This is a genomic window from Acidovorax sp. GW823-FHT01C06 (assembly GCF_058798375.1).
On sequence record NZ_JBXAKN010000009.1, the window covers coordinates 127,806 to 150,136 of the forward strand.

The window sequence follows — 22,331 nt, forward strand, 5'->3', positions numbered from 1 at the left end:
ATGTCCCACGCCCTGCGCCTGCGCAACCTGCTGTGGGCCGGGCTGTGCGTGCTGTGCTGGGCGGGGGGCCTGGCGCATGCCACCAACCCCGTGGAGGAACCCGATCTCAAGGCCGCCTACATCTTCAACTTCATCCAGTTCATCGAATGGCCCGACAGCGACCTGGCCACCGACGGCGACTGGCCCCTGTGCATCTCTCCCTTCAGTCCGCTCAAGCGCGCCCTGACGACCCTGGAGGGCAAGCCCGCCCGCAAGGGGCGGCCCATCCGTGTGAGGCTGCTGGAACTGGCCGAGCTGCGCCATTGCCGCGTGCTCATCCTGCACGGCGCCGACATCGAGCCGGTGCTGCGCGCGCTGCGAGCCCTGCCGCCCGCCCACGGCATCCTGACGGTGGCCGATGAGGACGCCGCAGGCAGCCCCGACATCATGATCACGCTCGGCCAGCAGAAGAACCGCATCGTGTTCGCCATCAACACCGATGCCACCGCGCGCGCGGGCCTGTCCGTGAGCTCCCGACTGCTGCGGCTGGCCAGGGCGGCCAGATGATGACGATGATGACGAAGAAGAATCAGGAAAAAACGAAGGCGCCCGCCATGCCGCAGGCCCCCGCGCAGGAGCCGGGGGCCGCGCAGCCCCTGCCGTCGTCGCGGCTCGTGGCCACCGGCCTCCTGGCCGCGGGCCTGGCGCTGCTGACGGTGGTGCTGGCGCTCACGGGCGTGGACTACTGGAGCACGCGGCAGTCCATGCTGCAGGACAGCCGGGTGGAGGCGGCGATCGTGGCCGACAACATCTCGGCCGCGGTGATGTTCCAGGATGCGCACACGGCCAGCGAGATGCTGGGGGCGCTGAAGGCGTCGCCGATGGTGCTGGGCGCGGACGTCTACGACCGGCAGGGCCTGCTGCTGGCCCACTACGCACGCGACGCGGACCAGGCTTTTCCCGCCACGCTGCCGGCCGCGGGCATGGCCGGTGTGGCCGAGCGCGCGGGGCTGCGCGTGCTGGAGATCGCACGGCCCGTGGAGATGGGCGGCGTGGTGTCGGGGACGCTGTACTTTCGCAAGTCCATGAGCGCGGTGTACGCCCGCCTGGCCATCCGCTTCGTCAGCGCGCTGCTGATCGCGGGGTGCGTGATGGCCCTGGCGGCCGCGATGGTGCTGCGCAGCCAGGCGGCCGTGCGCAACGCCGAAAACCGCCTGCACACGCTCGCCCACACCGACGCGGTCACCGGCACCGGAAACCGGCACGCGTTCAACGAACGCCTGGCCGCCGAGATCGAGCGCGCGCGCGGCCTGGGCTCCCGCGTCGCCCTGGTCTACATCGACCTGGACAACTTCAAGACCCTCAACGACACCTTCGGGCACGCGGCCGGGGACGGCCTCCTGCGCCAGGTGGCCCGGCGCCTGCAGTCCGTGGTGCGCGCCGCCGACGCGATCTCGCGCCTGGGCGGCGACGAGTTCGCCGTGATCCTGCGGCTGGACATGGACGACGCGGCACTGATCACCTACGGCCAGCGCATCGTGGGCGTCTTTCGCCCCACCTTCACCGAAGTGGGCCAGCAGGTGACCATGACCTGCAGCGCCGGGATCGCCATCTTTCCAGACGATGCGGCGGACATGGACAGCCTCGTGAGCAACGCCGACACGGCCATGTACCGGGCCAAGGACATGGGCAAGAACCGGTGCGTGCGGTTTGACGCGTCGATGAACCTGGCGGTGGTCCGCCGCCAGGCCATCGAGCATGCGCTGCGCGCCGCGCTCGACCAGGGCGAGGGCATCGCGCTGCACTACCAGCCCCTGTTCGCCGCCGCCGGCAAGGCGCTGGTGGGCGCGGAGGCGCTGCTGCGCTGGTCGCACCCGGAGCTGGGCCATGTCCCGCCGCTGGAGGCCGTGATGGTGGCGGAGGACTGCGGCCTCATCGTCCCGCTGGGCTACTGGGTGATGCGCACCGCCTGCCGCGATGCCGCCCGGTGGCAGGCCGGCGGGCCCCTGCGGGTATCGGTCAACATCTCGGCGCGGCAGCTGGGCGATGCGCAGTTCCTCGAACGCGTGATGGACATCCTGCGCGAGGAAGGCCTGCCCGCCCACCTGCTGGAGATCGAGCTCACGGAAACCGTGCTCATGGACAACATGGAAGCGGGCGCGCACACCCTGCACCGCCTGAGCCAGCTGGGCATCCACCTGGCCATCGACGACTTCGGCACCGGCTATTCGTCGCTGGCCTACCTGCGGCAGCTGCCGATGCGCCGCCTCAAGATCGACCGCAGCTTCGTCAAGGACCTGCCCGGCCACGAACACAGCCGCACCATCGTCAACGCCATCGTGGCCCTGGCCCATGGCCTGGGGCTGCAGATCACGGCCGAAGGGGTGGAAACGCCGGAACAGGCCGACTACCTGGTGCACCAGGGCTGCGACGTGCTGCAGGGCTACCTGTTTGCGCGGCCGATGCCGGTGGAGCAGTTTCAGGCACTGCTGCAGGAAGGCACCACGCGCCGCGCCTAGCCACCCAGGTCACGATGCCCCGTGGTAGCACGGCGCCACCTCGCGCACCTCGATGGTGGCCCATTCGGCGGCCGGGCATTCGCGGGCGATGGCCACGGCCTCGTCGCGCGTGGCGCAGTCGAGCAGGAAGAAGCCACCCACCATTTCCTTCGTCTCGGCGAACGGCCCATCCACCAGCCGGGGCTGCCCTTCGCGCACCTGCAGGCGCACGGCCTGGTCGGTGGACGCCAGCGACTCGGTGGCGCGCAGCAGGCCCCGGGCCTTCAGGCCCTCGCCAAAGCGCAGCATGCGGGCATACGCCTCCTGGCCTCCCGCCAGCCCGCGCTCGGCCCGCTGGCCGTGGGGTTCCATGATGAGCAGCATGTAGGGCATGAGAGGGTCTCCTGGCGAAGCGAGAGGGGAGGGGGGCAAAGCGAAAGGCGCCATCCTACCAGCAGCCTTTACTACTGTTTTTATAGCTATCAGCGCTTATCCATCAAGCGCTGGCGGCACTTTTCATCAAAACCTTGCGCAGCGCAGCAAGCCTGTGCTATCTTCAAGCCTCTATGCAACGCAGCATGCTCCTACCCACCCTATCGCTAGGCCTACTAGTGCCTGGCCGGGGTCTGCCTGCGTTCGCCACCGTTGCCTGATCCGCTCAGCGCAACACCTGATCTCCCCCTGACCCCGGCCCGCGAACCAGCCTTTGCACACGCAAAGGGCTGCAGGGGATGTCACACGTTTTGTTTTCTTCATTCATTTCGTCTGACCCGTGCACCGCGCATTCTTCTTTTCAGCGCACCGCACACACCCTTCGTGGAGCCTCTCATGATTGCCAAGCCCGCCACCAAATACCAGCCCATCGCCCCGGTCGCGTTGACCGACCGCCAGTGGCCCACCCGCAGCATCACCCGCGCGCCCGTGTGGCTCTCCACCGACCTGCGCGACGGCAACCAGGCGCTGTTCGAGCCGATGAACGGCGAGCGCAAGATGAAGCTCTTCCAGGAGCTGGTGCGCATCGGCTTCAAGGAGATCGAGGTCGGCTTTCCGGCCGCGTCGCAGACCGACTTCGACTTCGTGCGCCGCCTCATCGACGAAAACCTCATCCCCGCTGACGTGACCATCATGGTCATGACCCAGTCGCGCGAGGACCTGATAGCGCGCACGGTGGAGGCCGTGAAGGGCGCACCCCGCGCCATCGTGCACCTGTACAACGCCACGGCGCCTGCCTGGCGGCGCATCGTGTTCGGCATGAACGTGACGCAGGTGATGCAGCTCATCGCGCACCACGTGGGCTACCTCAAGCAGCTCACCGACGCGCAGCCCGCCACAGCGTGGACGCTGCAGTACTCGCCCGAGACCTTCAGCGCCACCGAGCTCGACGTGTCGCTCAAGGCCTGTCAGACGGCCATCGCGGCCTGGAACGCCGGCCCCGGCCGCCCCATCATCATCAACCTGCCCACCACGGTGGAGAACGCCACGCCCAACGTGTTCGCCGACCAGATCGAATGGATGGACCGGCGCCTCGCCCCCCGCGAGCACATCACACTCTCGGTGCACCCGCACAACGACCGCGGCACCGGCGTGGCCGCGGCGGAACTCGCGATGATGGCCGGTGCCGACCGTGTGGAAGGCTGCCTCTTCGGCAACGGCGAGCGCTGCGGCAACGTGGACATCGTGACCTTGGCGCTCAACATGTACACGCAGGGCGTGCACCCGAACCTCGACTTCTCGGACATCACCTCGGTGGCGCGCATCGCCGAGGAATGCACCTCGCTGCCGGTGCACCCGCGCCACCCCTACGCGGGCGACCTGGTGTTCACCGCGTTCTCGGGCTCGCACCAGGATGCGATCAAGAAGGGCTTTGCGGCGCAGGACCCGAACGCGCTGTGGGAAGTGCCGTACTTGCCCATCGACCCCGCGGACCTGGGCCGCACGTACGACAGCGTGATCCGCGTGAACAGCCAGTCGGGCAAGGGCGGCATCGCGTTCTTGTTGGAGCGCGAACACGGCGTGGTGATGCCGCGCCGCATGCAGGTCGAATTCAGCGCCGTGGTGCAGCGCCAGACGGACGCGAGCGAAGGCGAGATGAGCGGCGAGGCACTGTGGGACCTGTTCCAGGCCACCTACCTGCGCGCCCCGGCCCGGGCGGCCATCATCTGCCACAGCCACCGGCTCGATGAAGACGGGCAGGGCATCGAGCTCGACGTCACCATCGACGGCATGCGCCAGCATTTGCGCGGCCAGGGCAACGGGCCGATCGCGGCCACGGTGGATGCGCTGGGCCTGCCGCTGCGCGTGGACCACTACGAAGAGCGCGCCACCGGCACGGGGGCCCACGCCCAGGCGCTGGCCATCGTGGAGGCCGCGATGGAGGGCGTGGCCGGCTCCACCTTCGGCGCGGGCATGAGCCACAACATCGTGACGGCGTCGGTGTTGGCCATCGTGAGCGTGGCCAACCGGCTGGCAGAGCGGCGCCAGGGCGTGGCCGCGACGGCGGCGGTGTGACCCCGCCGCTGTTGTAAAAAAGATAGCTGCCAGCGCTTTTCCACCAAGCGCTGGCGGCATTTTTGGCCAATAGCCCCAGGCCATGGGCGGAGTCCGCGCAGGCGCCGGGGCCTATCCGTTACCCTTCGGGCCATGCGCGTTGTTTTTCACAGACTGGCCTTGGCCGCCTGCACCGCCGCCCTGCTGGCGCTGGGCGGCTGCGGCACCTCGCGGCCCCCGTCGCCTTCTTCGTCAGCCCCGGTACGCACCACCCCACCCCTGACCGCGGAGCAGGCGCACGACATCGCCATCCACGCGCTCGGCCTGGTGGGCACGCCGTACCGCTACGGCGGCAACACGCCCGATGCGGGCTTTGATTGCAGCGGGCTGATCGGCTATGTGTACCGCAACCAGGTGGGCACCCCGCCGCCCCGCACGGTGGCGCAGCTCAACAGCTGGGGCTACCCCATCGACGGCAGCGAGCTGCGCGCCGGAGACCTCGTGGTGTTCGGCACGGGCCGCCAGCCCAACCATGCGGGCATCTACGTGGGGGAAGGGCGCTTCGTGCACGCGCCGTCCACCGGCGGCACGGTGCGGCTCGACCAGCTGCAGTCGCGGCACTGGTCGCGGCAGAATGCGGCGTTCCGGCGGCCGTAGCGGCTCCCCCTGAGGGGGACGACGCCCTTGCTGCGGGGCGGCCCTTGCTCGGCGTCCCTCGCCCGGGACGCGCCAGTTGCAGGCAGTGTGACCACATCGTCGGCCAGCCGATGGCCCCGCCCGCGCGACAATCGGGGCCACCATGACCCACGCACACCGCTCCGCCACCCCGATCTCCACCCACGACACGACACGCATCGACGACACGCGCATCAAGGCCGTGCGCCCGCTCATCACGCCTGCGCTGCTGCAGGAGTGGCTGCCTACGCCCGACGCCGCGCAGACCCTGGTGGAAACCAGCCGTGCCGCCATCTCGCGCGTGCTGCACGGCCAGGACGACCGGCTCATCGTGGTGGTGGGCCCCTGCTCCATCCACGACCACGACCAGGCGATGGACTACGCGCGCCAGCTGAAGATCCAGGCCGACGCGCTGCAGGCCGACCTGCTGATCGTGATGCGCGTCTACTTTGAAAAACCCCGCACCACCGTGGGCTGGAAGGGCTACATCAACGACCCCCGCCTGGATGGCAGCTTCGCCATCAACGAGGGGCTGGAGCTGGCGCGCCAGCTGCTGCTGGACGTGCTGGCCACGGGCCTGCCGGTGGGCACCGAGTTCCTGGACCTGCTCTCGCCGCAGTTCATCAGCGACCTGGTGAGCTGGGGCGCCATCGGCGCGCGCACCACCGAGAGCCAGAGCCACCGCCAGCTGGCCAGCGGCCTCTCGTGCCCCGTGGGCTTCAAGAACGGCACCGACGGCGGCGTGAAGGTGGCCAGCGACGCCATCCAGGCCGCGCAGGCGTCGCACGCCTTCATGGGCATGACCAAGATGGGCCAGGCCGCGATCTTCGAGACGCGCGGCAACCAGGACTGCCACGTGATCCTGCGCGGCGGCAAGCAGCCCAACTACAGCGCGGCCGATGTGGATGCCGCCTGTGCCATGCTCCAGGCGGCGGGCCTGCGCGAGCAGGTGATGATCGACGTGAGCCATGCCAACAGCAGCAAGCAGCACCAGCGCCAGATCACCGTGGCGGACGACGTCGCCCGGCAGATCGCCGCGGGCGACCGGCGCATCACCGGCCTCATGATCGAGAGCCACCTGCAGGAAGGCCGCCAGGACATCGTGCCCGGCCAGCCGCTCGCGCCCGGCGTGTCGGTGACCGATGCCTGCATCAGCTTCGCGCAGACGGTGCCGGTGCTGGAAGGCCTGGCCGCCGCCGTGCGCGCGCGGCGCGCACGCGCCTGACCGACCCGCCGGCCCGGCGCTCTCTCTGCAGCGGGCCACGGCAGCTACCGTGGCGCCACGGTGGCGTCGATGTTGCGGGCCGTGGCCAGCAGCGTGGCGCACAGCGTTTCCTTGCCATCCGCATCCACAGCGAACACATCGGACGCGCACACCGTGAGCAGCCGCGCCGCGTCGATGACGCGCCCGCGCGCCCGCAGGCACACGCCCCGTGCGGGGGCCACGAGTTTCACGGTGGCGTCCACCGTGGCATTCACCCAGCCCGGCGGCAGCACGCTGCCGGCCGCGCCCACGGCGGCGAAGTCGGCCACGGCAAACACGGCGGTGGCCTGCAACTGGCCGGGGCGAAAGCAGAAGGCGTCGCTCACCGGAATCTCCACCTCCACCGCGCCCGGCTCGGCGCGCACGAAGCGCAGGCCCAGCGTGCGCGCCATGGGCATGGCCAGCACCAGGGATCGAAGATGGTCCATGGGCGCGGCGGCGGAATGTGCGGACAAAGAGGTCATGGTGCTTTCCTTGCGGAGGTGGTGGATGGACGGGTGCGGGCCGATGGGGGTGGCGTGGCGGGGGGCCGCACGCGCGGCCAGGGCGCCGGTGGCGCCGACGCGGCGGCACGCGGCCTTGCCTGCTGCGCCTGCAGCCAGGCCTGGTGCTCCAGCACGCGCTGCTTCTGGGCCCGCAGCGCATCGATCTGCTCGTCCAGCGCCTGCGCGCGCTCCTGCAGGGCCTGCACCATGGTCTCGGTGCGCAGGGTGCCTGCCCGGTAGGCGCCCAGGCGCAGGGCGATCTGCGGCAGGGTGAAGCCAAGCTGGCGCGACATGGCGATGAACACGACCTCGCGCTGCATGCGCGGTGGATAGTCGCGGTAGCCATTGGCCCGCCGGCGCGGCTGCAGGAGCCCCAGCCGCTCATAGTGGCGCAGGGCGTGGACGGAAACCGAGGTGCGTTGCGCGAGTTCGGATATCTGCATGGCACGCAGCCTAGCAAGCATGGCGCTGCGCGAAGGTTGCCGGGGCGACTGGCGGCGTTCTGGGGCAAACCCGCATGGTGGTGACCGCTCGGTCCGGCGCTCTGCGGTGTAGGATTCACGTTTCAGGGGGCAGCGCGAGCGCGTGCTTCTTCTGCCCGCACCCCGTCCGGTTCTTTTCTTGCCGCCCGACCCCTTTGACGACGACGCTGTTCCAGTTCTTGCGCAACAAGCTCCAGGCCCCCCGGGCGCTGGAACTGGGGTGCGCGCCAGCGGGCACAGCCAACGCCACAGCGGCCTGACCATGCCGCCAGCCCACGCACCCGAAGAGGCAGCGCGGCTCACGGCACTGCAGTCCTACGCGATCCTCGACACCCCCGCGGAAGAAGGCTTCGACCAGCTGGCCACGCTGGCCGCACGGGTGTGCGGCTGCCCCATCGCCGTGGTCAATTTTCTCGACAGCGAGCGCCAGTGGTTCAAGGCGGCTGTCGGCATCCCCTTCCAGCAGACCGAGCGCGCCATCGCGTTCTGTGCCCAGGCACTGGACGGCGGCCGCGAACCGGTGGTGGTGCCCGACGTCACGCTCCACCCCGTGTTCGCCAGCAATCCCCTGGTGCTGGGCGAACCCCATGTCCGCTTCTACGCCTGCGTGCCGCTGGTGACGCCCGAGGGGTTCACCCTGGGCACCCTCGCGGTGGTGGACACCGTGCCCCGCACGCTGGAGGAAGGGCAGATCGAGGGCCTCACGATCCTCGCGGGCCAGGCCATGGTGCAGCTGGAGCTGCGCCGCCAGAAAAGGCTGCTGGCCCAGCTCGTGCGGGAGCGCGACCAGATGCATGCCGAGATGGTCGCGCAGGGCGAGGCACAGCGCGTGGCGGGGCGGATCGCCCGCGTGGGCGGCTGGACGGTCGAACTGCCCGGGATGCAGCTCGTGTGGTCGCAGGAGATCGCGGCCGCCTATGGGCTCCACCACCGCGTGGGCGAGCTGGCGCAGGTCCTGCAGCTGTACACGCCGCCCTACCGGCCGCAGATGCAAAAGGCGTTCGATGACTGCCGGCACCACGGCACGCCCTTTGACGTGGAAGCCGAGGTGGACATGCCGGGCGGCAGGCGCTTCTGGGTGCGCACCGCCGGGCAGGCGGCGCGCGATGCCGGGGGACGCATCGTCCGCATCCAGGGGGCCTTCCAGGACATCACGGCCCAGCACCTGGCCCAGGAGGCGCGCCGTGAAAGCGAGGAGCGCTTTCACCTCGTCTCGCGCGCCACGGCCGATGCCGTCTGGGACTGGAACCTGGACACCGACCTCATGTGGTGGAACGAAGGCATGCAGAACCTGTTCGGCGTGCCGCTCGACCAGCTGCCGCCCGACAGCACCTCGTGGACGCTACGGCTGCATCCAGAAGACAGCGAGGAAATCCTCCGGGGCCTCCACGCGGCCATTGGCGGCACGGACAACCACTGGTCCGCCGAATACCGCTTCCGGCGCCAGGACGGCAGCTATGCCTGGGTGCTGGACCGGGGCTTCCTGATCCGCGACGCCGAAGGCAAGGCCGTGCGCATGGTGGGCGGCATGACCGACATCAGCGCGCAGAAGCTGACCGAACTCGATGCCCAGCGCGATGCGCAGAACCATGCGGAGCTGCTGCAGGTGCAGCAGCGCATCTCGTCGCTGGACATGCCCCTGCCCGAGGTGCTCCAGCTCGTGGCCGACACCGTGCTGCGCCAGACGCTGGCGCGCGGGGCGCTGGTGGAGCTGTTGCAGGGCCGCCAGCTGGTGGCGCAGGCATCGGCGGGCGACCACGTGCGGCCCGTGGGCCACATGCTGGCGGCCGACCAGAGCCTGCTGTGGCCCGCCCTGCGCGAAGGGCGCACCGTGGTGTGCAATGACACCGAGGCCGAGGGCTGGGACATGGTTTCGCTGCCCCACCGGCACGGCGTGCGCTCCGTGATGGCGGTGCCGCTGCGCACCGCCGAGGGCGTGGTGGGCTCGCTCAAGGTCGTTTCGGACAAGGCCCACGCGTTTTCGCGGCGCGACGTCGCGCACCTGGAGATCCTCACCGAATCCCTGGGCGCGATGGTGCAGCTGCGGCATGTGGCGGGGCAGCTGCGGGCATCGGAGCAGCAGTACCGCATGCTGTTCGACGAGCACCCCCATCCGATGTGGGTGTACGACAGGGAAACGCTGCGCCTGCAGGCCGTGAACCAGTCGATGGAGACGCACTACGGCTATGCCGAAGCCGAGCTGCTGGGGATGGACATGACGGACCTGTGGCCGGCGGAGCGCCGCGCCAGCATCCGGGCCACCATCAACGCGATTGCGATGGACCAGCGCAACAAGCCGGTCATCAGCCGCCACGTCAAGAAGGACGGCACGTTCATGGACGTGGAAATCACGGCGGGCAGCATCAGCTTCAACGGCCGCCCCGCGCGCCAGGTGCTGGCCACCGACGTGACCGAGCGCCTGCGCACCGAACGCGAACTGGCCCGCATGGGCCGCGCGCAGCGCCTCTTGAGCGCCTGCAACGAAACCCTCGTGCGCGCCACGTCCGAGACCGCGCTGCTGCAGGCGATCTGCCACATCGCCGTGGACATCGGCGGCTACCGCATGGGATGGGTGGGCTTCGCGCTGGACGACGAACGCAAGTCCATCCAGCCCGTGGCCCACGCGGGCCACAACCAGAACTACCTGGAGAACCTGCACCTGTCCTGGTCGGCCGAGGACCGCTACGGCCGGGGTCCCGCGGGCATGGCCGTGCGCTCGGGCAAGCCGGTGATCGTGCAGGACATCCGCGCCGAGGGCGATTTTGCCGACTGGACCGAGCGCATGCTGGACAACGGCTTTCACGGCGTGATCTGCCTGCCGCTGCGCGACCGCGACCGCACCTTCGGCCTGCTGTACCTGTACGCGCCGGACATCCTGCAGATCAGCCCCGAAGAGGCGGCCCTGCTGCAGGAGCTCTCCAACGACCTGGCCTTTGGCATCACCAGCCTGCGCGCGCAGAAGGCGCAGCAGCGGCTGCAGGCCTCGGTGCTCAAGGTGGCGGCCGCCGTGTCGGCGAGCACGGGCACGGAGTTTTTCGTGCAGCTGGTGCGCAACATGGCCGATGCGCTGGGGGCCCAGGGCGGCTGCGTGGTGCGGCTGCTGCCACCGGTGGAGGGGCGGGCCCCGCGGGTGGTCACGCTCGCGGCGGTGCTCGATGGCCAGATGCTGCCCAACGACGAATACACCCTGGAAGGCACGCCCAGCCTCATGCTGCTGTCGCAGCGCGCGTATGTGGTGACCGAGAAGGTGCAGCAGCTGCACCCCGAGGCGCCCATGCTGCGCCATGTGGGCGCGCAGGGCTATGCGGGCCAGCAGCTGTGCAATGCCGATGGCGAGGTGGTGGGCATCGTGTTCGTGCTGTTCCGCCAGCCCATCGCCGAGACGGACTTCATCACCTCCACGCTGCAGATCTTTGCCGCGCGCGCCTCGTCCGAGATCGACCGGCAGCTGGCGGATGCCCGCATCCGCCACCAGGCCTCGCTGCTGGACAAGGCGCAGGACGCGATCCTGGTGCGCGACCTGGAGCACCGCATCATCTTCTGGAACAAAAGCGCCGAGCGCCTGTATGGCTGGTCGCAGCTGCAGGCGCTGGGCCAGTCCATCGAAACGCTGCTCTACGACGACCCCACCCATTTCCGCCACGCCACGCGCACGGTGCTGGAGCAGGGCGAGTGGACGGGCGAGATCGTGCAGCGCCACCGCGACGGCAGCACCATCGAGGTCGAGGGCCGCTGGACCCTGGTGCGCGGCGACAGCGGCCAGCCACAGTCCATCCTGGCCATCAACACCGACATCCGCCAGCGCAAGGCCAACGAGCGCGAGATCCAGCGCCTGGCGTTCTACGACGCGCTCACCGGCCTGCCCAACCGCATGCTGCTGATGGACCGCATGGGCCATGCGCTGGCCAACGCCCACCGGCGCCTGCAGGGCGGGGCGCTGCTGTTCATCGACCTGGACAACTTCAAGACCCTGAACGACACCCTGGGCCACGACCAGGGCGACCTGCTGCTGCAACAGGTGGCGCAGCGCCTGAACACCTGCGTGCGCAGCGTGGACACGGTGGCCCGGCTGGGCGGCGACGAGTTCGTGGTGATGCTCGAGGAGCTCAGCCCCAGGCCACACGAACTGGCCCTGCACGCGCGCAGCGTGGGCGAGAAGATCCTCACCATGCTGGCTGTGCCCTACGCGCTGGCAGGGTACCAGTACCGCAGCACGCCCAGCATCGGCATCGCGCCGTTCACGGGCGAGCAGACCAGCGTGGGCGAGCTGCTCAAGCAGGCGGACCTGGCCATGTACCAGGCCAAGACGGCGGGGCGCAACACGCTGCGCTTCTTCGACCCCGACATGCAGGCCGTGGTGACCGCCCGCGCCGGGCTGGAGACCGACCTGCGCGCCGCGCTCGCGCAGGAGGAATTCCTGCTGCACTTCCAGCCGCAGATGCACCTGTCCGGCCGCTGCGTGGGGGTGGAGGCGCTCGTGCGCTGGGCCCACCCGCAGCGCGGCATGGTGCCGCCCGCGCAGTTCATCCCGCTGGCCGAGGAGACGGGCCTCATCCTGCCCCTGGGCCGCTGGGTGCTGCACACGGCCTGCAAGCTGCTGGCCAGCTGGCAGGACGACCCGGCCCTGGCCCACCTGACCATGGCGGTGAACGTGAGCTCGCGCCAGTTCCGCCACGCCAGCTTCGTGGACGACGTGGCCCGCGTGCTGGCCATCACCGGCGCGCCGGCGCATCTGCTCAAGCTGGAGCTGACCGAAAGCCTGCTGGTGGAAGACATGGAAACCACCATCGCCACGATGGCCGCGCTGCGCTCCTATGGCGTGGGCTTCTCGCTGGACGACTTCGGCACCGGCTATTCCAGCCTGAGCTATCTGAAGCGCATGCCGCTGGACCAGCTCAAGATCGACCAGAGCTTTGTGCGCGACCTGCTGACCGACCCCAACGACGCGGCCATCGTGGACACCATCATCGGCCTGTCGCGCAGCCTGGGCCTGGAAGTCATCGCCGAAGGGGTGGAAACCCCCGAGCAACGCGAGCTGCTGGCCCGCGCGGGCTGCCTGCACTACCAGGGCTACCTCTTCAGCCGACCCCTCTCCGCGGACGTTCTGGGGGCCTTCCTGCGGTCCTGCGCCGCGTAGCGAGCTTCCGCCGGCCCGTCTTCGGGATTCAGTCCCCACCCGCGGCGGATCGCCGCGTCCCTGCGTTCGCCCTCCTTTGCGTGCACCGGTCCGTCCGCAAGGCCCCACAAGGTGTTGCCGCGGCACCGCATGCCCGGCGCGGGAAGTTCTCCCCTGTCTTCTTCTTATGTTTTCTATAAATACATAGTCGTAGTAGTAGAAGGCGGCCCAGGATGTGGACAACTGCCTTTTCCCTCGCCGTGGCGCGCACTTGCACGCCGCCCAACCCTGTGCACCGATCCCTCTTTCCGCTGTCGCGCGAAAGGGGACAAAACACGGCCACGGCCTTTTTCTGTGGATAACCAGGCGGTTGTGCCAAAACTATCCCCAGTTTTACGCACTGAACATTCCCACAGAGAGGATTGGCATTGAAATGGCATGAAGCGCTGATGGAGGAAGCGCCAACAGCTACTCAATTGATAGCAAATGAGAAATATAAAGGCCCCCAGGCGGTGGCGGTAAGGAACCTGCGGGCTGGCGCGGAGCCCTGTCCGCTCCGCGTCGGCCTTTTCGGCGCCGGCCGCTTCATCGCGAGCCGCCGTGTGGAGTGGTGCCGGGGGCTCGGCTCCACGGGCGTTGGGGGGCACGAAAAAGAGGTTCTGGTTATTCTTTTATGGTTCTATATATAAATAGCAGTAGTAGTAGAGCACCCCATTTTTTGTGGACAAGGGGTTTTTTTCCAATGCTGGCGCGGGGTTGCGTGGCCGCAAACTCTGTGCGGCGGGCTGCGCAAAGTCCGGGGCTCACAGACAACAACTTCGGCGCAGCGCCTTCTTCTGTGGATAACCAGCAAGTTGTGCCGCAACTGCCCCCAGGGTTATCCACAAACGCCGTCCAAGGCGACCGCCTGCGTGGCCGCAAAGCACAAAGCCCGGGGTCCAGTCAGGACCCCGGGCTTGGGGAGCACGGGAAGAAAAAGTAAAAGGCAGCGCCGGCTGCACGCCGGAGACCCGTCCCCAGGGCCGCCGCCCCGCAGGGCGTGCGGGGGCGGTGGGGGTTGGGTGGGGCGTTACTTCGCCGGTGCGGCGGGCGATGGATGGCCCTCGCCGCCGCGCATGCCGCCGCCGCCGTGGTGGTGGTCGCGCATGCGCTGGTGGCCGCGGTGCGCCTGCGCATCGAAGGTCTTCTGCTGGTCTGGCGTCAGGGCGGCGTAGAAGGTCTTGGTGGCCTCGCCCCGGCGGTCGGCCTCGGCGGCGTGCTGGGCGCGCAGGGCCCGCATGCGGTCGATGCGTTCGGGCGTGGTGAGCTTGTCCATGTCCTTGCGGTCCAGGCGGGCGGTGCGTTCCCCGGGCTGCATCGCGGTGCTGAAGGCCGTCCAGGCGGGTTCCTGGGCGGCGCTCAGCTTGAGCTGGTCCTTCAGGGCGGCCATGCGCTTGGCCATTTGGGCCTGGTGGCGCGCATGGTGCTCGTGGCGGTCACCCCCTGCCTTGTGGCGGCCTTCGGTGGTTGCGTTGGCACCCGCTGCAGGCGGGGCGGCTGGAGGTTGCTGGGCCAGGACCGGCAGGGCCAGTGCAGCGAGAACAGCGGTGGCGGCCAGGCGGTGTTGGAATCTGAAAACCATGGTGTGAGTCCTTTCACAGGGTTGGGAACTCGCCAGGACGACCGTTCCGGCGATTGAGGGCCAGTGTCCGCCCCACATGTATCGCCGCCATACCGGTTGGGTGAGGCTGTGTAAAGTTTCCAAAAGAAACACCCCGCGCATGTCTCGTGAAGGGGGACGGCGCCAGTGGCACGGCAAGGCCCGTTCCACGGCGTCTGCCGGCTGTGATCGTGCCTGTTCATCCGCTCGCGGGTGCGCGGACCGCCAGGGATGGACGGCAGGAAACCTCTCCCGCAGAACCACCGACAATGGCGCATTCCGTCCCAGAAAAGAAAAGGTTTTCCGTGTTCAAGAACATGATCGTGTACCGCATTGCGCCGCAATGGCAGGTCGAATTGACACAAGTGGAAGAGGCCCTGGCCAAGGCGCCCTTCATCGAATGCGGCGCCACGCAGGAAAAGTCCCTGGGCTGGGTGCCGCCGCGTGGCGAACAGCACGGCCCGCTGGCCGAGTCGGTCGGGGGCCAGTGGATCCTGCGCTTCATGGTCGAGTCCAAGGTGCTGCCCGGCAGCGTGCTGGCACGCCGCGTGAAGGAAAAGGCAGAACGCATCGAGCAGGAAACCGGCCGCAAGCCTGGCAAGAAGGAAAGCAAGGAACTCAAGGACGAGGCCAAGCTGGACCTGCTGCCCATGGCGTTCACCAAGCAGGGTTCCATGTGGGTGTGGATCGATACGGCATCGCGCCTGCTGGTGCTGGACACCTCCAGCCAGGGCCGTGCGGACGAAGTCGTCACGCTGCTGGTCGAATCGCTGCCCGGCCTGTCGGTGTCGCTCATCAACACCCAGACCAGCCCGCAAGCGGCCATGTCCCACTGGCTCAAGGAACAAGAGCCGCCCGTGGGCTTCACCGTGGACCGCGAATGCGAGCTCAAGAGCGCCACCGAGGAAAAGGCCGTGGTGCGCTATGCCCGCCACCCGCTGGACATCGAAGAGGTGCAGGCCCACATCGACGCCGGCAAGCTGCCCACCAAGCTCGCACTCACCTGGGACGACCGCGTGAGCTTCATGCTCACCGAGGGGCTGCAGATCAAGAAGGTCTCGTTCCTGGACACGGTGTTCGAAGGCACCAAGGCCGATGACGGTGGCTTTGACACCGACGTGGCGATCGCCACGGGCGAGCTGGTCAAGCTGATTCCGGACCTGATCGAGGCGCTGGGGGGGGAGGCGGAGAGTGGGGTGGCCGGCGCGGCCCAGGCGGTGGTGCCCGAGGGCTCGGCCGCGCCAGGGGTGCCCAAAGCGCCGCCCGCCGCCGCTTCAGCCCCTGCGCGCAAAAGTGCAGGTGGCGGCGTGGTGACAGGACCCAAGGATGTGCCCGTGGATACGGACCCCGAGTCGGCGCCGTTTTAGGAGCAACTCCTGGCCGTGTGTCAGAGCAGTATCAGCGCCGCCACGCCCAGCGCGCCACCCATCAGCACCAGCGTCCATGAAGACGCCTGCTTCACAAACACAAAGTTGCTCGGGTCGCTGGGCGTGTAGGCGATCTCCACGGGGCGGTTGGCCTTGAACTCGGCCAGCACCTCTTCTGGCAAGCTGTGTTTGACGACCATCTGCTGGCCGTTTTCGGTCTTGAAGCGGAACTCGGCGGTGTAGGTGGATGAACCACTTTTCTTGAATTCCGAGTACTGTGCGATAGGCTCGACCACGGCGTGTTTGCCGTTTTTGAGGGTTCTGTAAAGCTCGGACCGTTCCTGCATTCCAAAGACGATGAACACGATTCCGGCGAGGACGCCGAGGATTTTGAACAGCAGCTTGCCTTGTTGACGTGATGGCTTCATGCCTACCCCCATTTAAGGGCTTGGAGTCGCTGGGGCGGGGGTGCTGGTAGCCGTGCAGGTGTGCTTTATCGGCCTGAAAAATGCGGGTTTTGGCGTTGGCGAAAGGACTCCACCCCCGTGCGAAAGTCCTGTGTGCCGGCGCAGTGCACAAAGGCATCTCGCTCCGCCGCCAGTTGCTCGGTCAGGCTGCGGTCCAGCGAATCGCGCATGAGCCGCTTCATGGCGCCGTAGGCCAGCGTGGGGCCGCTCGCAAAGCGTGCTGCCAGGGCGGCTGTGGCCGCGTCCAGGTCGGCAGCGGGCACCACGCGGTTGACCAGGCCGAGGCGCAGCGCATCCTCGGCGGTGAAGGCCTCGCCCAGCAGCGCGATCTCCAGCGCCTGGCGCATGCCCACCAGGCGCGGCAGCGCCCAGGAGGCACCCACGTCGCAGCTGGTGCCCAGGTTGATGTAGGCCAGGTTGAAGCGCGTGCCCTCTGCCACGAGCACATAGTCGGCCATCAGCAGCAGGCTCAGGCCCGCGCCCGCGGCCACGCCGTGCACCTGGGCGATGACGGGGGCGTTCATCTGCGCCAGCAGCGGCAGGGCCTGGTTCAGCGGCGTGAGGATGTCGATGGCGCCCTGCACGGGCGTGGCCCGCAGCGTGGCCAGATCACCCCCGGCCATGAAGCCCTTGCCGTTGCCGCGCAGCACCACGGCGCGCACCGTGGGGTCGGCGGCAATGGCTTGCACGCTGGCGAGAAAGGCCTGCGCCATGGGCACATCGATGGCGTTGAGTGCCTCGGGACGGTTGAAGCGCAGGGTGGCGATGGGGCCATCTCGTTCGAGCAGCAGGGGGGGTTGTGCGGGCGGTGCTTGCACGGTGGTAGACGAGTTCATGGTCAAAATACCTTCCAGCGCTTGCTGAATAAGCGCAAGACGCTTCTATATTGATAGCATTGCTGAGAGCAGGATGGCAAACGAAACCCGCAACGGCCCTGCGCGACCTGCCTTTTTTCTTCTCTCTACCGGTACAGCGCCTCGATCTCGGCAGCGTAGGTCTTGTAGATGCTCGAGCGGCGCACCTTCATGGTGGCGGTGACCTCGCCGTCGTCGTGGTCCAGCTCCTTGGTGAGCAGGTGGAACTGGCGGATCTGCGAGACCTGGGCCAGGCGCTCGTTGCCCCGGCGGATCTCGGCGTCGATGAGCTCGCGCACCTCGGGCATTTCCACCAGCGAGCGGAAATGCGTGAACGCCAGGCGCCGGGCCTCGGCCCACTTGCCCACGGTCTCGTAGTCGATCATCACCAGCGCACCCACGAACTTGCGGCCCTCGGCGACGATGATGCATTCCTTGATGAAGGGGCTGCCCTTCATGGTGTTCTCGATCTCCGAGGGCGTGAGGTTCTTGCCGCCGGCGGTGATCATGATGTCCTTGAGCCGGTCCACGATCTTGATCTGGCCCTGCTCCTCGCGCACCACGTCGCCGGTGTGCAGCCAGCCATCGATGATGCTCGCGGCCGTGGCCTCGGGGTTCTTGTAGTAGCCCGCGAACACCATGTCGCCGCGCAGCTGCAGCTCGCCGTTGTCGGCCATGCGGTGCTCCACGCCCAGGATGGGCACGCCCACGGTGCCGACCACCACGTTGTCCAGCCGGTGGCCCGTGACCATGCCGGTGGATTCGGTCAGGCCGTAGACCTCCACCAGCGGCAGGCCGAGCACGCGAAAGAAGCGCACCACGTCGGGCGGTATGGGCGCGGCCCCGGTGAGCGCCACGCGCGCCTCGCGCAGGCCGATGAAGTTCTGCAGCGCGCGGAACACCAGCCAGTAGCTGGCGGCGAAGGCCAGGCGCTCGCCCAGGCTCCAGGCGCTGCGCGGCTTCTCGGCCAGCGGCTGGCAGGCGGCGACCGCACGGTGGAACAGCCGGCGGCGCAGGCCCCCGGTCTCCTGCAGCTTGATGTGGATGGCGGCGTGCATCTTCTCCCAGATGCGCGGCACGCCCAGGAACATGGTGGGCGCCACCTCGCGCAGGTCTTCCTGCACGGTGCGGATGGACTCGCCGAAGTTCACCTGCGAGCCGATGTACACCGGCACGAAGCTGGTGAGCATCTGCTCGGCCACGTGGCACAGCGGCAGGTAGGACAGGTGCGTGGTGGCCGCGTCGAGCTGCAGCCGGTCGACGATGCCGGGCACCACGCCGCGGATGTTGCGGTAGCTGATCATCGCGCCCTTGGGCTTGCCGGTGGAGCCCGAGGTGTAGATCATGAGGCCCACGTCGTCGAGCGCCTGGCGCGCGAGCGCATCGTCCACCAGCGCTTGCGATCCCGCTGCGGCGCCCAGCGCCTCCACCTCGGCAAAGGTGGTGATCAGCGCGCGCACCTCGGGCGCGAAACTGCGCAGGCCCTTGGTCTCGATGACGATGATCTTTTTCAGGCGCGGCAGCTCGGGCAGGGCGGCGAGCAGCTTGTCGGTCTGCTCCTGGTCTTCGCAGACCATGACCTCGATGTCGGCATGGCCGACCACGTAGGCCACCTCGTTGCTGGGGCTGGTGGGGTAGACGCCCACGGTGACCGCACCGACCAGGCCCGCGCCCATCTGCGCCAGCACCCATTCGATGCGGTTCTCGGAAATCACGCCCACATGCCCGCCCGCCGGCAGGCCGAGCGCGCGCAGGCCCAGGCCGAAGTGGCAGGCGCGCTCGTGGTAGCGGGCCCAGGTGAAGGGCTTCCAGATGCCGAAGTCCTTTTGCCGGATGGCCACGCGGCCCGGTTCGGCTCGCGCGCGCTCGCGCAGCATCTGGGGCAGGGTGAGTTCGGGGAGGTTCATGACAGCCATCTCTTGCGGCGCTTGTAGTGCTTGATGTCCTTGAAGCTTTTTGCTTCGCCACCACCCCCCGTGCCCAGGTAGAACTCGCGCACGTCGGGGTCGTTGGCCAGGCGCTCTGCCGTGCCGTCGATCACGATCTTGCCGTTCTCCATGATGTAGCCCTGGTGGGCGACCGCGAGTGCCACGGTGGCGTTCTGCTCCACCAGCAGCATGGAGGTGCCGCGCTCGGCGTTGATGCGCGCGATGATGGTGAAGATGTCTTCCACCAGCTTCGGTGACAGGCCCAGCGAGGGCTCGTCGAGCAGGATCAACTGGGGCTGGGCGATGAGCGCGCGGCCGATGGCCAGCATCTGCTGCTCGCCGCCCGAGAGATACCCGGCCAGGCCCTTGCGGCGCTCGTGCAGGCGCGGGAAGTAGCTGTAGACGCTGTCGAAATCGGGCTTCGCATCGGCGCGGCCCGTGAGCGCATAGGTGGCGGCCACGAGGTTCTCTTCGACGGTGAGGTCCTCGAACACGCGGCGGCCCTCCATCACGTGCGAGAGGCCGCTGCGCACCAGTTGCTGCGGCGCCAGGCCTGCCGTGGGCTGGCCGTTGAAGCGGATGCTGCCCGACTCCACCGTGCCGTCTTCGAGCGCGAGCAGGCCCGAGACGGCCTTGAGCGTGGTGGACTTGCCCGCCCCGTTGCTGCCCAGCAGCGCCACGATCTGCCCGCGCGGCACGGCCAGCGACAGGCCGCGCAGGGCCTGCACGACCTGGTTGTAGATGACCTCGATGTTGTTGACTTCGAGGACAGGGGCTGCCGTGGCTTGCTGGGTCATGGCCGGGACTTCAGAGTTTTATCCAGTCCGAAGCCGCGACCATTTTCTGCGCCTTCATGTCGGCACGATAGACGCGCCCCACCGGGATGGAGTTGCCGCTGATGGTGATGGGCACGCCGATCAGGCCGCCGGTGTCGAAGTCCTTGATGCTGTTGAGCGCAGCCTTGAGGTTCTTGCCATCGAGCGGCTTGCCGGCATCCAGGCAGCGCTTGGCCGATTCGGTGAACAGCATCGCGGCGAGAAAGCCCTGCACATAGGCCGTGCTCTGGTACTCGGGGCGCATGGCGCGGATCTTGTCCAGCATGGGCGCCTTCTCGGTGTCGTAGTAGTAGCGGTAGGGCATCACGCCCATGAAGCCGTCGGCGGCCTCGCCCATCTTCATCACGGTGGAGCTGTCCATGGTCCAGAATGTGCCCATCCACTTGCTGGTCATGCCCTGCTGCTTGCCCTGGGTGATGAACTCGGGGATGGGCGCGAGGATGTAGCCGTGGAAGATGGTGTAGTCGGGCGCGGCGCGGCGCAGCTTGATGACCTCGCCCGACACGTCCACGCTGCCCGCGGGCGTCATGATCTTGACGGGCACCGACAGGCCGAGCGCCTTGGCGGTGGCCTCGCTCTTGTCGATCGGGTCGCGGCCGAATTCGGAGTCCGAGTACACGAAGGCCACCTTGGCGCCGGGCTTTTCCTTGGCGATGTGCTTGAGCAGGATGCCGAACATCTCGGTGTAGTCCGGGCCCACGAGGAACTGGTTCGGGTACTTCTTCGGATCGTTGAGCTCGCTGGCGAACGAGGCACCGGCCATCAGCGTGGTGCCCGCGCGGTCGAGCTCGGGGTTGATGGTCTTGGCGAAGCCGGTGGAGTCGCCGTAGTAGAGGTTCACCTTGTTCTGGCTGGTGATCTTCTTGTAGGCGGCGACCGAGACGTCGACCTTGTAGCCCGTGTCCTCGGGCACGTACCTGAGCTTGCGGCCCTTGATGCCGCCCGCGTCGTTGACCATCTTCACGTAGTCGCCGATGCCGGCGTTGATGCCCACGCCCGCGAACGCGAACACGCCGGTGAGCGGGATGGAGCCGCCGATCACGATGTCCTCGCCGCTGGCCTGCGCGGTGGCGGTGAGCGGCGCGGCAAGCGTGGCGCCCGCGGCAGCAAGCAGCAGGGAGCGGCGGCGCTGTGACGCGGGGGATGCGTTGGTGGTGGTGGTGGTGGGCATGGTGCTTGTCTCCTTCATGGTTTTATGGGCTGTGGCGGCTCTCTCAATTGCGGAACGGCCACAGATGGAAAAAGCGGCGAATGCGCCGCCACACTTCTGCGAGCCCCTGTGGCTCGAACACCAGAAATCCGATGATCAGCAGGCCGAAGATCACGGTGCGCACGGGCGAGAGGAACACCGTGAGCTCGTTGCCGCCGGGCAGCAGGTCGACCACCAGCTTGAGCAGCTCGGGCACCATGGTCATGAACACCGCGCCCAGGATGCCGCCCAGGATGGAGCCCATGCCGCCGACGATGATCGCCGCCAGGAAGAAGATGGACATGAGCAGCGGAAAGCTCTCGGGCGTGACCACGCGAAAGAAGTAGGCCCACAGGCCGCCGGCCACGCCCGCGTAGAACGAGGACAGGCCGAACGACAGCAGCTTGTAGCGCAGCAGCGGGATGCCCAGCACTTCGGCCGAGATGTCGCGGTCGCGGATGGCGATGAAGGCGCGGCCCACGCGCGTACGAAACAGGTTGGCCGCGCCCAGCAGCATGAGCACGGTGACCGGCACGATCACCCAGTACAGTCGGAACGAGGTATCGAGCGGCAGGCCGAACAGCTTGGCCGGCGGCACGCTCAGGCCGCCGGTGCCGCCCGTGAACTTCCAGTTGGCGAAGATGAAGTGCGCGATGAAGGAGGCCGCGATGGTGGCGATGGCCAGGTACAGGCCTTTGACGCGCAGCGAGGGGATGCCTACGACGATGCCGCCCAGCATGGCCACGCACCCGCCGGCCAGCAGGTTGACGAGGAAGGGCGAGCCCACACGCGTCTCCAGCACGGCCACGGTGTAGGCGCCCAGGCCCATGAAGGCCGCTTGCCCCAGGCTCACCAGGCCCGTGTAGCCGGTGAGGATGTTGAGCCCCGTGGCGCTGGCGACGTTGATGCTGACCAGGCAGGCCAGGTAGAGCCAGTAGTCGCTGGCCATGAAGGGAAAGAGCAGCAGCAGCGCAGCGGCCACGGCCAGCCAGACCTTCTGCGTGCGCGAGTCGAACAGCGCCGCGTCGGCGATGTAGCTTTCCTTGAGGGTTCCGATGCGCATGG

The 22,331-nt window shown here is 68.1% G+C and carries 17 protein-coding genes; 7 read left to right on the top strand and 10 right to left on the bottom strand.

The features are described from left to right. Positions 1-546 (top strand): YfiR family protein, encoded by a 546-nt coding sequence (locus tag AC1RCS_RS18345; RefSeq protein ID WP_492246118.1) that lies wholly within the window; start codon positions 1-3, stop codon positions 544-546. An 8-nt stretch (positions 547-554) separates the two neighbouring features. Next, complete coding sequence (locus tag AC1RCS_RS18350; protein WP_492246119.1) at positions 555-2,498, top strand: putative bifunctional diguanylate cyclase/phosphodiesterase; 1,944 nt, start codon at positions 555-557, stop codon at positions 2,496-2,498. Between the two features lie 9 nt (positions 2,499-2,507). Here the strand turns inward: AC1RCS_RS18350 and AC1RCS_RS18355 are convergent, their stop codons facing one another. Then, entirely contained in the window at positions 2,508-2,870 is a 363-nt protein-coding gene (locus AC1RCS_RS18355) for a YciI family protein (protein ID WP_492246120.1), read from the bottom strand. A 435-nt stretch (positions 2,871-3,305) separates the two neighbouring features. Here AC1RCS_RS18355 and leuA point away from each other — a divergent pair, with 435 nt between their 5' ends. The 3 genes from leuA to AC1RCS_RS18370 all read left to right on the top strand — a co-directional run bounded on the left by leuA (position 3,306) and on the right by AC1RCS_RS18370 (position 6,864). Continuing rightward, the gene (gene leuA / locus AC1RCS_RS18360; protein ID WP_492246121.1) at positions 3,306-4,985 is read left to right on the top strand and encodes a 2-isopropylmalate synthase; all 1,680 of its coding nucleotides are present in this window, start codon (positions 3,306-3,308) and stop codon (positions 4,983-4,985) included. Positions 4,986-5,117: 132 nt separating this feature from the next. Then, the gene (locus AC1RCS_RS18365) at positions 5,118-5,621 is read left to right on the top strand and encodes a C40 family peptidase (protein WP_218296386.1); all 504 of its coding nucleotides are present in this window, start codon (positions 5,118-5,120) and stop codon (positions 5,619-5,621) included. Positions 5,622-5,763: 142 nt separating this feature from the next. Then, the gene (locus AC1RCS_RS18370; RefSeq protein WP_492246122.1) at positions 5,764-6,864 is read left to right on the top strand and encodes a 3-deoxy-7-phosphoheptulonate synthase; all 1,101 of its coding nucleotides are present in this window, start codon (positions 5,764-5,766) and stop codon (positions 6,862-6,864) included. A gap of 44 nt (positions 6,865-6,908) precedes the next feature. Here AC1RCS_RS18370 and AC1RCS_RS18375 read toward each other — a convergent pair whose 3' ends face one another. Both AC1RCS_RS18375 and AC1RCS_RS18380 read right to left on the bottom strand, forming a co-directional pair. Then, on the bottom strand, positions 6,909-7,367 hold the full coding sequence (locus AC1RCS_RS18375; protein WP_370627748.1) for a PaaI family thioesterase: 459 nt from the start codon (positions 7,365-7,367) through the stop codon (positions 6,909-6,911). Then, positions 7,364-7,831: a MerR family DNA-binding transcriptional regulator gene (locus tag AC1RCS_RS18380; protein ID WP_492246123.1), complete on the bottom strand. Its 468-nt coding sequence runs from the start codon at positions 7,829-7,831 to the stop codon at positions 7,364-7,366. Before AC1RCS_RS18380 ends, AC1RCS_RS18375 begins: the two co-directional genes overlap by 4 nt. Positions 7,832-8,132: 301 nt before the next feature. Between AC1RCS_RS18380 and AC1RCS_RS18385 the strand changes: the two genes are divergently transcribed. Then, positions 8,133-13,007 (top strand): EAL domain-containing protein, encoded by a 4,875-nt coding sequence (locus AC1RCS_RS18385; RefSeq protein WP_492246124.1) that lies wholly within the window; start codon positions 8,133-8,135, stop codon positions 13,005-13,007. A 1,048-nt stretch (positions 13,008-14,055) separates the two neighbouring features. On the opposite strand, the gene AC1RCS_RS18390 is transcribed toward AC1RCS_RS18385, so the two are convergent. After that, on the bottom strand, positions 14,056-14,607 hold the full coding sequence (locus tag AC1RCS_RS18390; protein WP_218296390.1) for a Spy/CpxP family protein refolding chaperone: 552 nt from the start codon (positions 14,605-14,607) through the stop codon (positions 14,056-14,058). A 323-nt stretch (positions 14,608-14,930) separates the two neighbouring features. Here AC1RCS_RS18390 and AC1RCS_RS18395 point away from each other — a divergent pair, with 323 nt between their 5' ends. Continuing rightward, positions 14,931-15,992: a recombination-associated protein RdgC gene (locus tag AC1RCS_RS18395; RefSeq protein ID WP_492246125.1), complete on the top strand. Its 1,062-nt coding sequence runs from the start codon at positions 14,931-14,933 to the stop codon at positions 15,990-15,992. A 20-nt stretch (positions 15,993-16,012) separates the two neighbouring features. On the opposite strand, the gene AC1RCS_RS18400 is transcribed toward AC1RCS_RS18395, so the two are convergent. From AC1RCS_RS18400 to AC1RCS_RS18425, 6 genes are all read right to left on the bottom strand, one after another. Further along, positions 16,013-16,420, bottom strand: a complete 408-nt coding sequence (locus AC1RCS_RS18400) for a DUF3592 domain-containing protein (protein ID WP_492246126.1) — start codon at positions 16,418-16,420, stop codon at positions 16,013-16,015. Positions 16,421-16,485: 65 nt separating this feature from the next. Next, complete coding sequence (locus AC1RCS_RS18405; RefSeq protein ID WP_492246127.1) at positions 16,486-17,295, bottom strand: enoyl-CoA hydratase/isomerase family protein; 810 nt, start codon at positions 17,293-17,295, stop codon at positions 16,486-16,488. A gap of 125 nt (positions 17,296-17,420) precedes the next feature. After that, complete coding sequence (locus tag AC1RCS_RS18410; RefSeq protein WP_492246128.1) at positions 17,421-19,220, bottom strand: AMP-dependent synthetase/ligase; 1,800 nt, start codon at positions 19,218-19,220, stop codon at positions 17,421-17,423. Beyond that, on the bottom strand, positions 19,217-20,038 hold the full coding sequence (locus AC1RCS_RS18415; protein ID WP_492246129.1) for an ABC transporter ATP-binding protein: 822 nt from the start codon (positions 20,036-20,038) through the stop codon (positions 19,217-19,219). Before AC1RCS_RS18415 ends, AC1RCS_RS18410 begins: the two co-directional genes overlap by 4 nt. A gap of 10 nt (positions 20,039-20,048) precedes the next feature. Continuing rightward, positions 20,049-21,248: an ABC transporter substrate-binding protein gene (locus AC1RCS_RS18420; RefSeq protein ID WP_492246130.1), complete on the bottom strand. Its 1,200-nt coding sequence runs from the start codon at positions 21,246-21,248 to the stop codon at positions 20,049-20,051. Positions 21,249-21,291: 43 nt separating this feature from the next. Then, positions 21,292-22,329, bottom strand: coding sequence for a branched-chain amino acid ABC transporter permease (locus tag AC1RCS_RS18425; protein ID WP_492246131.1), 1,038 nt, complete (start codon positions 22,327-22,329; stop codon positions 21,292-21,294). Positions 22,330-22,331: the final 2 nt, after the last annotated feature.

What these genes read in the sequence shown, in the direction of transcription:
- AC1RCS_RS18345 (WP_492246118.1), top strand. Translation starts at nt 1, where the DNA reads ATGTCCCACGCCCTGCGCCTGCGCAACCTGCTGTGGGCCGGGCTGTGC.
- AC1RCS_RS18350 (WP_492246119.1), top strand. Translation starts at nt 555, where the DNA reads ATGACGAAGAAGAATCAGGAAAAAACGAAGGCGCCCGCCATGCCGCAG.
- AC1RCS_RS18355 (WP_492246120.1), bottom strand. Translation starts at nt 2,870, where the DNA reads ATGCCCTACATGCTGCTCATCATGGAACCCCACGGCCAGCGGGCCGAG.
- leuA (WP_492246121.1), top strand. Translation starts at nt 3,306, where the DNA reads ATGATTGCCAAGCCCGCCACCAAATACCAGCCCATCGCCCCGGTCGCG.
- AC1RCS_RS18365 (WP_218296386.1), top strand. Translation starts at nt 5,118, where the DNA reads ATGCGCGTTGTTTTTCACAGACTGGCCTTGGCCGCCTGCACCGCCGCC.
- AC1RCS_RS18370 (WP_492246122.1), top strand. Translation starts at nt 5,764, where the DNA reads ATGACCCACGCACACCGCTCCGCCACCCCGATCTCCACCCACGACACG.
- AC1RCS_RS18375 (WP_370627748.1), bottom strand. Translation starts at nt 7,367, where the DNA reads ATGACCTCTTTGTCCGCACATTCCGCCGCCGCGCCCATGGACCATCTT.
- AC1RCS_RS18380 (WP_492246123.1), bottom strand. Translation starts at nt 7,831, where the DNA reads ATGCAGATATCCGAACTCGCGCAACGCACCTCGGTTTCCGTCCACGCC.
- AC1RCS_RS18385 (WP_492246124.1), top strand. Translation starts at nt 8,133, where the DNA reads ATGCCGCCAGCCCACGCACCCGAAGAGGCAGCGCGGCTCACGGCACTG.
- AC1RCS_RS18390 (WP_218296390.1), bottom strand. Translation starts at nt 14,607, where the DNA reads ATGGTTTTCAGATTCCAACACCGCCTGGCCGCCACCGCTGTTCTCGCT.
- AC1RCS_RS18400 (WP_492246126.1), bottom strand. Translation starts at nt 16,420, where the DNA reads ATGAAGCCATCACGTCAACAAGGCAAGCTGCTGTTCAAAATCCTCGGC.
- AC1RCS_RS18405 (WP_492246127.1), bottom strand. Translation starts at nt 17,295, where the DNA reads ATGAACTCGTCTACCACCGTGCAAGCACCGCCCGCACAACCCCCCCTG.
- AC1RCS_RS18410 (WP_492246128.1), bottom strand. Translation starts at nt 19,220, where the DNA reads ATGAACCTCCCCGAACTCACCCTGCCCCAGATGCTGCGCGAGCGCGCG.
- AC1RCS_RS18415 (WP_492246129.1), bottom strand. Translation starts at nt 20,038, where the DNA reads ATGACCCAGCAAGCCACGGCAGCCCCTGTCCTCGAAGTCAACAACATC.
- AC1RCS_RS18420 (WP_492246130.1), bottom strand. Translation starts at nt 21,248, where the DNA reads ATGCCCACCACCACCACCACCAACGCATCCCCCGCGTCACAGCGCCGC.
- AC1RCS_RS18425 (WP_492246131.1), bottom strand. Translation starts at nt 22,329, where the DNA reads ATGCGCATCGGAACCCTCAAGGAAAGCTACATCGCCGACGCGGCGCTG.